Origin of the sequence: Pseudolactococcus raffinolactis NBRC 100932, assembly GCF_001591765.1 — a bacterium.
GTDB lineage: Bacteria > Bacillota > Bacilli > Lactobacillales > Streptococcaceae > Pseudolactococcus > Pseudolactococcus raffinolactis.
This window is the reverse complement of the sequence record NZ_BCVN01000020.1, coordinates 1-14,207: the sequence shown is the minus strand read 5'-3', so window position 1 is coordinate 14,207 and position 14,207 is coordinate 1. Positions and strand designations below refer to the sequence as shown.

General features: G+C 36.4%; 17 protein-coding genes and 1 pseudogene. 4 read left to right on the top strand and 14 right to left on the bottom strand.

The window, feature by feature from the left end; all coding sequences use genetic code 11:
• The first annotated feature begins 20 nt into the window (after window positions 1-20).
• Window positions 21-836 carry a sugar-phosphatase gene (gene yidA, locus LRA01S_RS06865; RefSeq protein WP_061774897.1) on the top strand — a complete coding sequence of 272 codons (816 nt, stop codon included), beginning with the start codon at window positions 21-23 and terminating at the stop codon, window positions 834-836.
• Between the two features lie 373 nt (window positions 837-1,209).
• On the opposite strand, the gene LRA01S_RS11385 is transcribed toward yidA, so the two are convergent.
• From LRA01S_RS11385 to LRA01S_RS10935, 14 genes and pseudogenes are all read right to left on the bottom strand, one after another.
• On the bottom strand, window positions 1,210-1,905 hold the full coding sequence (locus tag LRA01S_RS11385; RefSeq protein WP_096824068.1) for a type II toxin-antitoxin system PemK/MazF family toxin: 696 nt from the start codon (window positions 1,903-1,905) through the stop codon (window positions 1,210-1,212).
• 248 nt (window positions 1,906-2,153) lie between these two features.
• Window positions 2,154-2,609, bottom strand: coding sequence for a hypothetical protein (locus LRA01S_RS06855; RefSeq protein ID WP_061774896.1), 456 nt, complete (start codon window positions 2,607-2,609; stop codon window positions 2,154-2,156).
• A gap of 247 nt (window positions 2,610-2,856) precedes the next feature.
• Window positions 2,857-2,952, bottom strand: a pseudogene (locus LRA01S_RS11300) (terminase small subunit); the annotation flags it as partial.
• Between the two features lie 490 nt (window positions 2,953-3,442).
• On the bottom strand, window positions 3,443-3,754 hold the full coding sequence (locus tag LRA01S_RS06850; protein ID WP_061774895.1) for a hypothetical protein: 312 nt from the start codon (window positions 3,752-3,754) through the stop codon (window positions 3,443-3,445).
• Between the two features lie 243 nt (window positions 3,755-3,997).
• Window positions 3,998-4,462, bottom strand: a complete 465-nt coding sequence (locus LRA01S_RS06845; RefSeq protein ID WP_061774894.1) for a hypothetical protein — start codon at window positions 4,460-4,462, stop codon at window positions 3,998-4,000.
• A gap of 437 nt (window positions 4,463-4,899) precedes the next feature.
• On the bottom strand, window positions 4,900-6,537 hold the full coding sequence (locus tag LRA01S_RS06840; RefSeq protein ID WP_061774893.1) for a DNA primase family protein: 1,638 nt from the start codon (window positions 6,535-6,537) through the stop codon (window positions 4,900-4,902).
• Window positions 6,538-6,547: 10 nt separating this feature from the next.
• The gene (locus LRA01S_RS06835; protein WP_061774892.1) at window positions 6,548-7,348 is read right to left on the bottom strand and encodes a bifunctional DNA primase/polymerase; all 801 of its coding nucleotides are present in this window, start codon (window positions 7,346-7,348) and stop codon (window positions 6,548-6,550) included.
• Window positions 7,349-7,352: 4 nt separating this feature from the next.
• Entirely contained in the window at window positions 7,353-7,682 is a 330-nt protein-coding gene (locus LRA01S_RS06830) for an HTH domain-containing protein (RefSeq protein WP_061774891.1), read from the bottom strand.
• 40 nt (window positions 7,683-7,722) lie between these two features.
• Complete coding sequence (locus tag LRA01S_RS06825; RefSeq protein WP_061774890.1) at window positions 7,723-8,139, bottom strand: hypothetical protein; 417 nt, start codon at window positions 8,137-8,139, stop codon at window positions 7,723-7,725.
• A 12-nt stretch (window positions 8,140-8,151) separates the two neighbouring features.
• A complete protein-coding gene (locus LRA01S_RS06820; RefSeq protein ID WP_061774889.1) occupies window positions 8,152-8,436 on the bottom strand; it encodes a hypothetical protein in 285 nt (94 codons plus the stop codon).
• 4 nt (window positions 8,437-8,440) lie between these two features.
• Window positions 8,441-8,713 carry a helix-turn-helix domain-containing protein gene (locus LRA01S_RS06815; protein WP_061774888.1) on the bottom strand — a complete coding sequence of 91 codons (273 nt, stop codon included), beginning with the start codon at window positions 8,711-8,713 and terminating at the stop codon, window positions 8,441-8,443.
• The gene (locus LRA01S_RS06810; protein WP_061774887.1) at window positions 8,710-8,964 is read right to left on the bottom strand and encodes a hypothetical protein; all 255 of its coding nucleotides are present in this window, start codon (window positions 8,962-8,964) and stop codon (window positions 8,710-8,712) included. Before LRA01S_RS06810 ends, LRA01S_RS06815 begins: the two co-directional genes overlap by 4 nt.
• Window positions 8,965-9,211: 247 nt before the next feature.
• The gene (locus tag LRA01S_RS06800) at window positions 9,212-9,910 is read right to left on the bottom strand and encodes a Rha family transcriptional regulator (RefSeq protein ID WP_061774885.1); all 699 of its coding nucleotides are present in this window, start codon (window positions 9,908-9,910) and stop codon (window positions 9,212-9,214) included.
• Between the two features lie 11 nt (window positions 9,911-9,921).
• Complete coding sequence (locus LRA01S_RS10935; RefSeq protein ID WP_156470227.1) at window positions 9,922-10,092, bottom strand: hypothetical protein; 171 nt, start codon at window positions 10,090-10,092, stop codon at window positions 9,922-9,924.
• Window positions 10,093-10,239: 147 nt separating this feature from the next.
• Here LRA01S_RS10935 and LRA01S_RS06795 point away from each other — a divergent pair, with 147 nt between their 5' ends.
• The 3 genes from LRA01S_RS06795 (at window position 10,240) to LRA01S_RS06785 (ending at window position 13,970) form a co-directional block, all read left to right on the top strand.
• A complete protein-coding gene (locus LRA01S_RS06795; RefSeq protein WP_061774884.1) occupies window positions 10,240-11,157 on the top strand; it encodes a helix-turn-helix domain-containing protein in 918 nt (305 codons plus the stop codon).
• 655 nt (window positions 11,158-11,812) lie between these two features.
• Window positions 11,813-12,655, top strand: a complete 843-nt coding sequence (gene dinD, locus LRA01S_RS06790) for a DNA damage-inducible protein D (protein ID WP_061774883.1) — start codon at window positions 11,813-11,815, stop codon at window positions 12,653-12,655.
• A 124-nt stretch (window positions 12,656-12,779) separates the two neighbouring features.
• Complete coding sequence (locus LRA01S_RS06785) at window positions 12,780-13,970, top strand: tyrosine-type recombinase/integrase (protein ID WP_061774882.1); 1,191 nt, start codon at window positions 12,780-12,782, stop codon at window positions 13,968-13,970.
• Window positions 13,971-14,207 lie beyond the last annotated feature (237 nt).

The following is a 14,207-nucleotide window of genomic DNA, read 5'->3' as shown; positions in this document are numbered from 1 at the left end:
AAGGAAGGACAGAGGAAATAATGGGGATTAAATTAGTAACAATAGATGTAGACGGCACCTTGCTAAACAGTGAAAGGTTGATCACACAAGAGGTAAAGTCGACAATCAGGCAAGCCAAGGCACAAGGTGTCAAAATTGTCGTGACGACCGGTAGACCTTATTTAGGTGTTATTGAGTTATTGAAAGAGTTGTCTTTGACTGATCCAGGTGATTATGTTATCACTTATAATGGTGGGATGATCCTAGCGGCAGATACAGGCGTTGAACTCAAACGGACAACCCTAACCTATCAAGACTACCTAAGAGTTGATGATTTGGCGACGATCTTAAGATGCACCTCTCATGCGGTCACAGCAGATCGACTGTTTACCTCAAACCGAGACGTTTCAAAGTATACTGTAGAGGAGTCTTTCATCGCGAAAGTCCCTATGAGCTTTAGGACAAGAGCGGAGATGGCAGCAGAAGACAGCATCATTAAAATGATGCTGGTCGGTGAAGCAGATGCCTTACGTTACATCATCAGTCAGATACCGCCTGACTTTACAAACGCCTATACGACAGTTTCGAGCTCGCCGAATTTCTTTGAAATTCTCAACAAGGAGGTGAGTAAAGGCCAAGGCTTGATACAGCTTGCCAAGATTCTGGACATCCCCTTAGCAGAAACAATGGCAATTGGTGATGCTGAAAATGATTTGTCAATGTTAGAGGCCGCAGGCCTAGCTATCGCCATGGGAAATGCAGTCCCAGAGATTATCGCCATAGCAGATTTTCAAACAAGCACAAATGATGAACATGGTGTAGCTGTTGCCCTAGAAAAATTTGTGCTGAAAAATTAAAAATGTTAGCAAGTGTTTGGTGCAAGTGAGATATATAATGAAACAACCACCCAGGTCATCCGACCTGGGTGGTTTTCGTATCTATTAATGTCAGGATATCAAACCCATCAAATAATCTCAAGTGCTTTATCTAAGTCATCAGCGTCATCAAGTTCTTGATTGCTGCGATGTCGCAAGTTTTTTGTAATCTTAAAGTAGCTAGGGATAAGGACGATGACGCTCCCAATCCAGGCCGCTAGTCTAAACTTGACAAATTGTCAAGCTTTCGCTATACTTAGTGTATTAACGGTTGAGACTTCGGTCAACATACCATCCGAGGCGCTGGTCAAACAGCGCCGATCTATTGAAACAGCCAGAGCGATCTGGCTGTTTTTTATAGATATTTTTTCAAACGTGACTTTATTTCTCTAAAGTTATCTATTGGTAACTTTATTTTAGCTTTTCTGCGAAATCTTTTTGTATCTATCATACGAATTTGAGAAATGTTTGCTGATTTTTTGATTCCGTCAATTTCATAATTTACAAATCTATCATCATTTTCTCTTATAGTGCTAGTTAGTGGGATGATGATAGCGGAATGGTAGTTGACGCGTTTTAAAATGATGACAGGTCTTTCAAAGTGATTCTTTTTTCCATCAATCTCGACACCGATATTGATACCAAGCGATACCCACCAAATATCTCCTTCTTTGAAGTAAATTATTTTTTTATTGTTGTTGATATGTTGTTTATCTTTATTCCACTCGTTGAATTGTTTTTCGTATGGCTTTGTAATCTGGTAATCTAAACTTTCCATAACTTTTATTGAATCTTGCTTTATAATGTGATTGCTAGAGATCGCATAATTAGTAGATAGAGATAAATCTGTAGTCATTAAGTCTGATAAAGAGACATGAAATATTTCAGAGATATCGGATAGAATATTAGCTTTGGGTGTGTATTTACCTTTTTCCCATTCACTAATTGATGATGAACTTTTACGTCCAAGTTGCTGAGATAAGTCTAATTGTTCCATATTGTATTTTTGACGAAGATATTTTAAATTTTTGGCGAACATAAGTTTTTTCATATTACTTTTATACTATTATATATCATTACAAGTCAATAGACCTCAACAATGTTGATATATAAGTATTCTTAAATTTTACAACCTCATTAAAACTCATTCAATTTCATTCAAGGGCTAGTTAAAAGGCTAGTTAAAAGTTGTTAAATTATTGTCAGGCAAGTGGCTGTGTACCAACGATACACGGCTTTTTTTATGTCAACATTTTTCAACGCAAGGGATTGTTAAAACGTGCCTATTTTGATGATTTTTTATTGTGCGCGTGATAAGCTAACAGTTTCAACTGTAAATTCATACTTAGAAAGGTCAACAATACCATAAGCAATGGCAAAATCAAATAACACAACGTTAAACTTTCTAGCGTATGTTGTTTTAGCATATCCCGACAACTCGACAAGTTCCCAAGAACTCAGTTCATTCGATTTCATATATTTATTTTTAAGGTATTCATTGTTTTCTACTCTCTCGACTGCCTGCTCTATCTTCTCAACCTTTTCGCCTAATTCTAGGTATCTGATAAGCTCTGGGCTTTCGTTACTGGTTCGGCTAGTCTTTGATGTAGATGTACCGCCATAATGTTGCGTGTGTGCCTGTGGCATAGATAATGTATAGGCTCTTTTTAAATGTCTATATCCGCTTAACACTCGCCTAGCTTGCTTTAATATCTTTTCTTGTTCCTCTTTACTAATATCAAATAATTCAAACATTTATATGCCTTTCTGACTGTTTTTACATAATTATATTATACCATTTTATGGCTATCATCACGCGCACTATTACATTCTTACATAACAAGCTGTAACAAGCTAATTCATAGCGATATTAAACGTTTTAAACTGTCTTGTGGTAAATTATGAGGGTTTAACACAAACAACGCTAAAAACGCTTTATATAGGCTTGTAACAAATTGTTATAAGCTAAACTGCTAAAATGGAGGGCATGATAAAAATGTAGTATTTTTTCAAGCTGTTCATCAATATACTTTTTAACGTTAGCATTTGTTAGCAATCTACTTGCGTTTGCTCTAGCTGTTTCGTCTTTCTTTACGCTAAAAACGCTTTGTGTGGGCTTGTGTGATGTCGCCTGTAAATAGCTAAACCGCTTTATTTTTAAACTGGTTGCGAAAAACGTTCGTCTATATAAGATTTAATTGTAGTATTTTGTAGTAATTTGATGTAAAAGTCTTTGGGTGGGGCTGTCTATGCCTTACACGTCCATGTATTTTTTATTTTTAAACTGGTTGCGAAAAACAAGGCTTTTTGTACGCATATATTAGGGTATGAAACACCTATAAACGCTGTTGTATAGCTATTCTGTTCACGGAAAAAAGTTTTTCAAAATCTCTGTACATTTGGAAACGGCTACCCCAACCGTTCCCTTAACCAATCTTATTATTTTGGTGTAAAGGTGGGGGGCTTTTAATCAAAAAACTAAGCCATAATAGAATAGCCTAGTCTTTGTTGTGTTAAAACTCGCGCGTGAAAAAATGTGTAATGACTGCTGTATGCCATTGTATGGTGCGCGTGGGGTTGGTATGCCCCTATTGTTCATCATGTATCTGTAGAAAATAATAAGCGCCATTCTTTGCCAGTTTCCTGATATAGCCCTCTGACACTCCTTGTTCTCTTGCTATCGTTGTGTAATAGACTTTACCAATATAGTGACGGACAATGATGTCATGCTCACGTTTGTGTGACTTCCTAAGCAAACGCATGCTATCTTTAACGCGCGCGAGTTCTTTATCTGTCATCTTGACACGCTTATCATATCCGAACATTTGATAATGCCATACCCTATAAAAGACTTCCTCAAACCGCCTATGTTCTTTATCAGCAATCTTCGCCTTACTCATGTATGCCACCCCCCTTTCTTGTAATAATAAATGTTAGGTTTTGTTAGGTTATCGTACCCGCTTATATATAAAAAAATAAGTCAAGTTTTGTCAGGTTTTCGTACCCGCCCAATAAGTATAACTATGCTCACAATTGCCAATAATTCGTACCCTTTTTAGGGCGTCAGAAATGTCTGTTATCGTACCCACTAAATACTAATAAATACTAAAAGCCTAGTCATTAAAGACCAAGCTTATTTAATATCATTCGCCTAATTCAATGCCAATCATTTCTGCGATACGTTGCAAGCCGTTCATGTTCATGTCTGCCAAGTCTTGCTGTTTGATAACAGTGCCGTCTGTGAATTTCGGTACATGGTTAGGGTCGCCAGTGAACATGCTATCATTAAGTGAATAAAGCTCTTTGAGTTCATCAGCTACCGTCACAACGCTTTGGGGTTCGTCTTGTTCTTCCTCGTCAATCTTTCGTAAATCTTCATAATTTTCAAGTGTGATGTCGCCTTGTTGATAATGTTCAAAAATATCAAGGTCAACATCTAAAGTGTCGCATAACTCGCCTAGAGACTTGTTAAATTGTTCATAACGTTCTTGTGCTGGTAAATGTGGATATAGATTACTGAATAGTTTTGCGATAACATTCAAAGCGCCTGCCAATTTTAAATGTGTTTCAGTTTCTGCGTTCATTGTTTCGTTTTTTGTGTTAGTCATTTTATATTCTCCATTTTTTTGATGTCAAGTTTTGTCAAGTTGTTTAAGTTAAATGCCTATAAAAGTAGGCTCACGCGCACCGTTGTTCATTTTTCTAACTCCTTTCTATATTCTGTTTTGTTCCCTTGTTCCCTTGTTCCCTTAATGTTCCCTTAATTTTTGAGTACGGGAACAGTTTTGTTTGTTGGTATATATAGCTTTATAACTCTTTTGTTCCCTTGTTCCCTTTCTTTTTTATATACTGAAATAATTTTACTAATATATCTATATATCACTAACTTCTGTGTGCTGTGTAAATTCTCACGGAGTTGGGCGATTTTTACGGGAACACGGGAATGGAATTGCCACGGGACTATATTATAAAAGGGATTGAGGGCGTTCCCTTTCTATTTTTTTACGGGAACGCAAAGGGAACAAACCCGATTACGGGAACAGAATTAGTTTTCTTTTTTTCTTTTGTACCCTTTTACAGACTGTTTGTGTTTTTCATCATTCCAATAAAACATAGCTCTAAACTTTGGTAGCTCCTCGGCACGGTGTAAATCTACCGCCCTATTAAATCCCGCACTACTTGACCGCTGTCGTGTCTTTTCCCACTCCTCTTTGATATGGTCGGGTAGTTTTAGTTCAAATTCCCGCTTACTAAAGGGCTTTACTCCCTCAACCTCGCACCATGCTTGATAGTATGCTGTTATAAAGGTAGTTGGCAAAAAGTCACTAACAAATTCCTGAAAGTCGGTAGATACGAACGCTAGGACTGTATCATTAGATATTTTAAACTCCTCTAACAGTTCTTTGGTGGCTTTTGGTTCTATAAACCTATCAAAGTTTAATGATAATGCTTTTTTAAGCACGTACTCTAATACCTCGGGGCGCGTGATATAATCGTCTTTAATCTTCCAGTCGTCTGTCTCGGCTGTATAAGACTTGTTAAATGGCACTATCAGCATACGTCTATAAGTACCATTTGACTTGTTCCGAAACTTAGGCAAGAAATTCGCGGACTGAATGATTAGTTTGTTAAATATTGCAAGCGTTGGTGTTTTTCCTTTAACCTCAATCGGTACTGGGTCGCCAGTTATAACACTGAAATAGTTTCCAGCATTATCAAGATAATTGACTTGGCTATCATCTCCAATTATGCAAGTTTTACCGACTACCTGAGACAAGGCGAAACGTTCAGAAAACTGTTCAGCTTTAACGCTTGCCACGTTTTCCCGCCCGATTAAATTCATGATAAGACTTTGAACAGTTCCCTTTCCGTCATTACCTTTACCAACAAACCACACACCTTTCCTATATGAGTAGTTGCCGTTAGTGCTTGCGGAAATAATTTCCCACAATAATTGTACCAACTCATTATCATTACTCATTAATTCACTAAACCACTTGTCAATATTCCAGCCCTTAATGTCGGGCGGTTTTGCTTGTGCGTTGTACTTGGTCGCTATGGTAGATGTGAATATGTGCTTAGGATTGAAAGGCTCTAATTTCTGCGTTTTCTTGTTAAAAATGCCGTTAGCCACTGGGATAAGATATGGCTTAGTCGTCTGTGCCTTAACCTCTGATAATGTTTCAAGTTTGAAAAGAACCTCTTTAGAACGTGCTTGACTATAAGTTGGCTCTATCCAGTAAATAAGACGGTGGAAAAACTTTTCACTAGTTTCGTATATCCCACTTTCTGGGTTGTACACACCAAGTAAGCCGTCCTCATTGTCTAACTTTATTACTGTAAGCAATTTATAAATGATTTTAGCTGTTTCAAGTGGTGGTACTGACTTAGGTATATCGCCACCCTTTGCCTTTTGTTCATTCATGTATAAATCACGGTATTCATAAAATAGTGACTTGATACCTTTTAGTGTGCTAGACTTTTCAGAAATATATTGTGGTGTACTAATGTATTCCCGTTCTTGTTCCGTCCAATCTGATAATGCCTGCTTAAAATCGTCTGTATGGACTGTTTTCGCTCCCTCCTCTGAGTATTCTGTAAAGTCCTCTAGTTTAGGCTTGGGCGCTCTTGTCGGCTCTTTAGGTGTCTGTGCCACAAGTTCATTCAATTGGTGTGATGTCATATAGTCCTTTCTAGTTCATTTTAAAAACGCTTTTCCATATTGTCGCCAGTTCATCATCATCTAATGGCGGACTTGTTCGGCTGTTAAAAGTCTGTAGTAAGTCCATGCAAGTGTTTGGCTCTATGCCGATCTTGCGCCAGTAGTGGAGTACTCTGTTTGTGTCGTTGTTTCGGTTGCCCTCAGTTGCGCCATTGTTGAATAATTCCCATATATTAGCGCCATAAGTCCGATTAATTGCACCGCCTTTATTGTTGTTATATGGTGCGCGTGATGTCTTCCTTGGCTCATGTATCAATTTAATAAGCCAGTCGGGGCATTCTGCAACGTCTGCGAGTGTGTCCGTTTCGTTAAACGGTTGATAATCGCCGTCTCTGCGCTTACTTGGGTATATCGGTGTGAAATGTGTCTTGACCTCTACACCGTCCGCCAGTTCATTCACAATAGGCTTATTGAACACCTCGGCAGGTACTTTAAAGAAGATATGAACCCCCGCGCCTGTCGGTGTCTTTTCAACATAGGTGCTTAACGGCTTATCTTTATTGTGAGTTTTCCATAAAGCGTTAAATACATTTACACCATTTTGACCGTCCTTGTGTTGGTCTAAGTCAATACAAATTAAACCGCTATTTTTTAGGTTTATAAGTATGTTTCTTTCTGGTATTTCATCAAACCACGCGCATACAAGGCTTTTGCTTAGAGTTCCCTCAGCCGTCCCCTTGATAATCGCCCTCTCACTTTTACCGACTGGGTAACCAGCTATAACATGAATGCCGTGATTGATACAGAATAAGGCTTGTTCCTTTGGTGTCATAGCATTACCCGCCAATCAATTCATCAAGCCATGTTAAACTTGCTAAAGTATAGCCATTTACTGCGGTAGAAATAGCAATTCCAGACCGTTGCTTTTTAATTATTCCAGCTCTGCGTTCTTCCTCATTAAGCGGTATAAAATAGCCCCGATTATCTACCGAACCAATGGCGCAATGGTTACGCTGTAAAAATTCTATCCGACTTTGTAGGGTGCGTAAATCAATTTTTAGAGACTGCGCCAGTGTCTTGCCGTGGATAGCTCTGTCAATTCCTTTATGGCTAGATAATGCCATGATAATGTCTTGGTCTAATTTCTGTAAATCTTTGAATTTCATTTCTTACCTCTCAATTCATGCCTTGCCTGACAAAATATGCTTAATTTTTAAAGTTTGCTAGTGCCTTGATAGTTGTTTCAAGTTTTGAAAGCCTTAAAAGGTGCTTTATATAATCTTGATAATCTGAAAAATTTTGTGGGTTTTGTAATTCTTTGACTAGCTCTGTATCAATTTCATTTGAGTGTTGCCAGCCATGAATTAATGTTTTGATACCGTCATGTAAAATATGCAATTCCTCGGTAGATATATTCATCAGCATGTTGTCGTATTCATGCCCTAGTTGTTGGTTTATGATGTTTATGGCATGACTTAAACTGTGAACCTGTAATGACTTATTGCCGTCAAATAACCTCAAAACTGCTCTTTCACGCGCTATCATATCCATAGTGTCCGCAAACATTTCAGCTTGTTCTTCATCAGACCTTTGTTTTTGTCTTGCTTGATTAAATTTATTCATTTTTTGGTCTCCTTAGTCAGCCAGTACAATAAATTTACAAATATCATCAATTAGATAATAGATAAGTGATGAGTTATAATCAGGCTTATAGCGCTGTAGTCCATTACTTTCAAACTTGCTCATAGTATTGTCTGAAATATCCAAGTCTCTCATAGTCTCTTGTTTAGAGATATACGGCAAAACTCTCTCAGTGGCTTTTAGCTTGGCTTGTAGCTTGTCATATTCATTCACGCGCCTAATTACGTCCTCAGCAATTAAACGGCTTGCGAGGGTTGTTAGTGGGTCAAATTCACTCATTCAATTACCTCGCTTTTACGTGTTGCGATAATCTCAGCAACTCAAATAATTCAGTGATACGGTTATCGTTAAAATCTGACTGCTTGCCGATATGGATATAATCGGCACTAATGTTGTATAACCTTGATAAGGTGGCAATATCACTATAGTTCGCTTGTCCGCTGTCTCGCTCAATTAGTTTTAACATGCCAATGCTTATATCAGTCTGTTCTGACAATCGCTCAATGGTTAAACCGCTAATTTTTCGTAAGTCTTTAAATGTATATCTTGAGTTCATTTGACTACCTCGCTTTTTTCAAGGTGTTCTAGAATACTAGAAATACTATGCTCATTATCCGTACTTTCATCTAAAATACAATCAAGTAAGGTCTGCATGTCGTCAAAGTTCCCTGAGTAAGCTACTAACTCTTGAATATCCCCTAGCTCTGTAACCATTTCATAGATAATCATTGACAATTTTTTTATAATGATGTTTTTTCTATCTATTTTTAAAAGTTCAATTTCAATATCTGTATTTTTTTTACTCATGCCACACCTCCGCTCATAAAAGTTGCATAGCTCTTAATGCTGTATAAAGTGCGTTCTAAGCCGTTAGCAAAATATACCGTCCATGTATGGCAACTTGGGTTATAATGTACCTGTGCGCCAGCCTGTAAGCCGTGTGTTGGGTATGAAACGTCAATTGTATTATTATTTTTTCTATTCATTTGTGTAATCTTCCTATTTTTGGTAAAATAAGAGAAAGCAAAGCCCTGCAAGGCTCTGTTTACTCAGTTTAAAAGTCTTTACTTTGGTCGGTTGGGACTTTTTTTGTTGCAATCGAGTTCTTTATAGCCTGTTTAATAGGTTCATAATCAGAACCAGCCAAAATCATAGCTATAACGATACCCTCCAATAATTTGTAACGTTCCATTTCTTCCAATGTGAGGAGGTCGAGGAGCGTTTTTTCTTTGCGCCAATCATCATCACGCGCCTGTATCTGCTTTTTGGTTAGACCTGTAACAGTACTAGCTAACAGCGTTCTGATAATGTTGTGCCACATATTGCCATGTCTTGAGAAATGCCCCCACTCTGATATGGCTTGGTGTAACGTCTTACCCTGTGGCTTTTCAACCGCTCGGGCAATCTGTCGGGCTTGTAACTCATCGCGCATAGCGACAAATGCCTTGGCTAGTTCAAACTTAAATTGAACAACTGCGGGTGTATTGCCTAATAGTGGGATAAAAAACAATGTTTGTTGCTCGTTGAGGTGGTAGATTTTCCTTGTTGCTCTACCATGGTTTGACGCGGACTTTTCAAAATGCCACGTCAATGGAGCAATTTTTTTTAATTGTTCCTGATATTTTCTTACAAGGTTTGATATTTCTTTATATCCGTTTCCTGTTCGCTCTGCGATAATCTCGGTAGTGGTGTAAAAATTTTCATTGCTCGCTTTTGATAGGTCAAGACTGTCAAATAATACTAGGTTGCTCATTTATCCTCTTTCTACTTAGTTAATGCTTCAATTGCATTCATAACTTTAGCTTTCTTTTCATTGCTAAGCTCATCACGCATCCAAATTGTAAAGGTTGTTGGAGCAATTCCAACTTCTCTAGCGATTTCATAAAATTTAATCCGTTTTTCAACAATCAAATTTCTTAATTCAATATTTTTCATTATTTCTCCTGTATGTTTAATTTATTTTGTTTTCCCAGTAACTGTTTACCAGATAAACAAAGTATAGCAACAATTGTTACTGTTGTCAAGCGTTTTTTTTTGTGGTAAACTTGCCTTAGTAAACAAAGTAAAGATGAGGTGTATTATATGATTGGAAAAAAACTTAAAGAGTATAGGCAAACGTTAAAAGTTACTGGGGAAACACTAGCAAACCTAGCTGGAATAAAAAGATCATATTTATCTCAAATAGAAAATGAAAAAAAAGTACCACCAATTGATACCTTTATAAATATAGTAAATTCTATATCAAAAATATCTCCTATAAACGATGAAAATGTTAATGATGTGTTGACAGAAGAGATGTATCAGGAGTTTAAATCTCTTTTGAAAATTACTTTATTCCATAATTCACCAAATGATAGTGATTTTGATAAAGACAAAAGGGTTGTTGAAAACGTTTTAGTCGACGCCTACATGATTGATGGTGGGAACATAGATATAGGTTTTGATTTAGACAAAAAAAGAGTAGAATTAGTTACCTCAAAAGATATTGATAGCATATTGAAGCCTTTATTTTTTGATGGATATAAGATGGATAGTTATAATTTTAATATTGCAAACGACGATTATGGCGATGTCATTGCTTATCAAATACCAGAAGTTAGAGAAAACCTTTTTAAATGGTGGTATAACTATATTTTACAAGATATTATGAAGACTGGTATAAAAGATAACGTTATCTACGCTGATAAAGAAATAAATGAAATTGATATGCCGTTATCTAATTACGATACCAACCTTTCAGAGGCAGATAGAAAATTACTAGCAGAATTATGGCCATTGATGGATGAAAATGGACAATTTACACCATACAATGACGATGATAATATCAACATCAGCAAAGACTTATTAAACGGCAAAACTGTAACTTTTGATATCCGTTCAATCACTGATAAAAATGTACGTGCTTTACTTGACGGACAGCTACTTTCAAATGATGAGCTTACAGCAATCAAATTCACTTTAAATGGTATACGATACAACCGAGAACAAAATAGGAAATAATATAACTTCCTCTATAACTGCGCGAACTAGATACCTGAGTAACACACCAATTTTCACTTTACAGGCATGAACAATCATGAACATGTTAGGCTATATAGTTTTAATCAAGAAAATAAAAAAATGACTTATCAAGTCAATTAAGGAAGCGTACTATGTTTGAAATATTAGCCAACTTTATAGGGGAAATTTTCTCAGCTTTCAGTTGGAAAAAGATTATTGATGAAAATGAGGATAACAAAGATAATGAAAGCGACTTATAAGCGCTTATCGTCCACCTATTATCATGCCGCGCGTGATACGATTAATCATGTATGTGGGTTTGAGTTGGCTGTTTAAATTCTTTATATAGGTTTTAACCTCAACATTTCTCAACATTACAATTACAATGCTGTACTTTCTCGCACCGTCCGCCTAGTGATGTTTTAGGTAGGTAAACGGATAATTTATAAGTAAGAAATTACAAGCGCTAAAAAGGGGTTTAAATAGCCTTGAACGTGGTAGTAAATACGCTTATAATCGTTTATCGTGCTTGTGTGATGATCAAAAGAATGTCACGCGCGTGTGATATAGTAATTTTGGTATAAAAAAAGCGCATAGGCGCGTGAAAAAAATTTAAAGAAAAATGTGGTCTATTGACCTTAGAAAGTGTAGAATAATGGAATTAACTAACTATGATGAATTAACGTTTGAAAACATTAAGCATATTGATGAAAACGGTCAAGAATTTTGGTATGCGCGTGAATTACAACTTGTTTTAGAGTATGACCGTTGGGAAAATTTTATTAATGTCATTGATAAAGCTAAGATATCATGTAAAACTGCGGGAAACCCCGTAATCTCCAATTTTCGTGACGTTACGAAAATAGTAAAAATCGGTTTTGGGGAACGTAAAATAGTAGATATAGAGTTGTCTAGGTATGCTTGCTATCTAATCGTTCAAAATGGGGATCCGAGAAAAGAAGTCATAGCACTTGGCCAAAGTTATTTTGCTATTAAAACCCGTCAGCAAGAAGTACAAGATGACTTTGATAGACTTACTGAAGACGAAAAACGAATTAATATCAGGGATGAGATGAAACGACATAATAAGTCGTTATCAAAATCTGCTAGTAATGCTGGTGTTACTAATTTTGGAGAATTCCATAATTATGGGTATAAAGGCCTATATAACGGACTAACAATGGCTGATATACATGAACGTAAGGGGTTGGCTGAAAGCGAGCATATTTTAGATAATATGGGAAGTGTTGAGTTAGCCGCGAATTTATTCCGAGCCACCCAAACTGATGAGAAGTTGAAAAGAGACCGTATTCAAGGAGCTCAGAACGCTAATAACACTCATTTTGAAGTCGGAAAAATGGTACGTAAAACGATGGCAGATCTTGGGAATACTATGCCAGAACATCTGCCAACACCTTTAGAAAGTATCGCAGACCTTAATAAAAAAGATAAAAAGAAAATTAAAGATAATAACCCAGATCAAACGACACTATTTTAATCTTATAGATTATTACTATGCGAAAATATTGATAGCCAATAAGCAAATTGTGATTAAATAAAAATTTCATTTCTTACCTCTCAATCTTATGCCTTGCCTGACAATAGAACAGGAGCAAAAGAAAATGAATATAAAAAAAATCACAAAAAAAGACGGTACAATCGTGTACCGTACTAATGTTTATCTTGGTATTGATAGTCTTACTGGTAAAAAGGTACAGACTACCGCTACCGCTACCACGCGCAAAATGTGCGAGATTAAAGCCAATCAGGCAATATCTAATTTTATCAAAAACGGGTCAACTGTTGCAAGGGAAAAAGTTTTCTTTGATGATTTCAACGCTTTAGCCATGAGTTGGTTTGATAGTTATAAGCTAACTGTTAAACTTAACACAATAAGGGTGGCGGACAATTATTTAAAGGTCTATATCTTGCCCGCTCTCGGCTCGTATAAGGTCGAAAAGATAAACTCAGTACTTTTACAGGGTATCGTCAATCAGTGGGCTAAAAATGCCAATACAAGCCCAATAAAGAACGGTAGACGAGAAAAGGGTAAGTGTCGGAGCTATAAGCTACTACTTAACTATATCAAGCGCATACTAGACTATGCTATGCAACTGGGAGCAATTGAAAGCAATCCAGCTATAAATGTTATACCGCCTAAGCTAAAAAATAGGACTACTAAAAAAATAAAGTATTTTGATAATGATGAGTTAAAAAAATTCTTATCATACCTTGATAGCTTAGACGATACAATAGACAATCAGTTACATGTCACTATGTACCGTTTTCTTCTTGCTACTGGTTTACGTGTTGGCGAGTGTTTAGCACTTTCTTGGTCTGATATTGATTTCAATAATGAGACGGTATCAGTCTATAAAACTATTGTACAGACGGCAAACAAAACAGAACGCATTCAATCAAGCGCAAAGACTAAAGAAAGCAATCGAGTTGTAAGCCTTGATCATGAGACTATAACGCTTTTGAAATTATGGAAAAATATTCAGAATAAAAAAGTAGTATCAATAAAGGACAGTCTCATATTTTCAAAAAAAGGTCATTCATTCACTTATACCAAAGAATTGACTATATTAAAAAGTCATTTTAAAAATGCCAAAGTCTCAAATATAGGCTTCCACGGTTTTAGGCATACTCATGCCAGCTTGTTAATGAATGCCGATGTAAACCCCAAAGAAATACAGTTAAGACTAGGGCATGCCGATTACTCTATTACTATGAACACTTACAGTCATCTTGCCAAAGATAAGAAAAAAGATACTGCCGAAAAGTTCAGCAATATCTTAAAAGCATTGTAAAAAATGCAAGGGGTTGTTAAAAGGCTAGTTAAATGAAACAAAAAGCGCTACAACCCTTATAAATAAAGGGTTTACAAGTTTTATTTTTTCATATTACTTTTATATTACCACAACTTCGGAAAAAATGAAATGAAGAGTACGAACTATTTCGGAAAAAATGAAATACATTCTGAATATTAGGTTTATATGCTTTTAGAAGATTTCTTATTACAGACTAAAACCCACCCAAATTTTGAT

Coding starts and splice junctions, on each gene's coding strand:
- yidA (WP_061774897.1), top strand. CDS start 21: ATGGGGATTAAATTAGTAACAATAGATGTAGACGGCACCTTGCTAAAC.
- LRA01S_RS11385 (WP_096824068.1), bottom strand. CDS start 1,905: ATGAAAAAACTTATGTTCGCCAAAAATTTAAAATATCTTCGTCAAAAA.
- LRA01S_RS06855 (WP_061774896.1), bottom strand. CDS start 2,609: ATGTTTGAATTATTTGATATTAGTAAAGAGGAACAAGAAAAGATATTA.
- LRA01S_RS06850 (WP_061774895.1), bottom strand. CDS start 3,754: ATGAGTAAGGCGAAGATTGCTGATAAAGAACATAGGCGGTTTGAGGAA.
- LRA01S_RS06845 (WP_061774894.1), bottom strand. CDS start 4,462: ATGACTAACACAAAAAACGAAACAATGAACGCAGAAACTGAAACACAT.
- LRA01S_RS06840 (WP_061774893.1), bottom strand. CDS start 6,537: ATGACATCACACCAATTGAATGAACTTGTGGCACAGACACCTAAAGAG.
- LRA01S_RS06835 (WP_061774892.1), bottom strand. CDS start 7,348: ATGACACCAAAGGAACAAGCCTTATTCTGTATCAATCACGGCATTCAT.
- LRA01S_RS06830 (WP_061774891.1), bottom strand. CDS start 7,682: ATGAAATTCAAAGATTTACAGAAATTAGACCAAGACATTATCATGGCA.
- LRA01S_RS06825 (WP_061774890.1), bottom strand. CDS start 8,139: ATGAATAAATTTAATCAAGCAAGACAAAAACAAAGGTCTGATGAAGAA.
- LRA01S_RS06820 (WP_061774889.1), bottom strand. CDS start 8,436: ATGAGTGAATTTGACCCACTAACAACCCTCGCAAGCCGTTTAATTGCT.
- LRA01S_RS06815 (WP_061774888.1), bottom strand. CDS start 8,713: ATGAACTCAAGATATACATTTAAAGACTTACGAAAAATTAGCGGTTTA.
- LRA01S_RS06810 (WP_061774887.1), bottom strand. CDS start 8,964: ATGAGTAAAAAAAATACAGATATTGAAATTGAACTTTTAAAAATAGAT.
- LRA01S_RS06800 (WP_061774885.1), bottom strand. CDS start 9,910: ATGAGCAACCTAGTATTATTTGACAGTCTTGACCTATCAAAAGCGAGC.
- LRA01S_RS10935 (WP_156470227.1), bottom strand. CDS start 10,092: ATGAAAAATATTGAATTAAGAAATTTGATTGTTGAAAAACGGATTAAA.
- LRA01S_RS06795 (WP_061774884.1), top strand. CDS start 10,240: ATGATTGGAAAAAAACTTAAAGAGTATAGGCAAACGTTAAAAGTTACT.
- dinD (WP_061774883.1), top strand. CDS start 11,813: ATGGAATTAACTAACTATGATGAATTAACGTTTGAAAACATTAAGCAT.
- LRA01S_RS06785 (WP_061774882.1), top strand. CDS start 12,780: ATGAATATAAAAAAAATCACAAAAAAAGACGGTACAATCGTGTACCGT.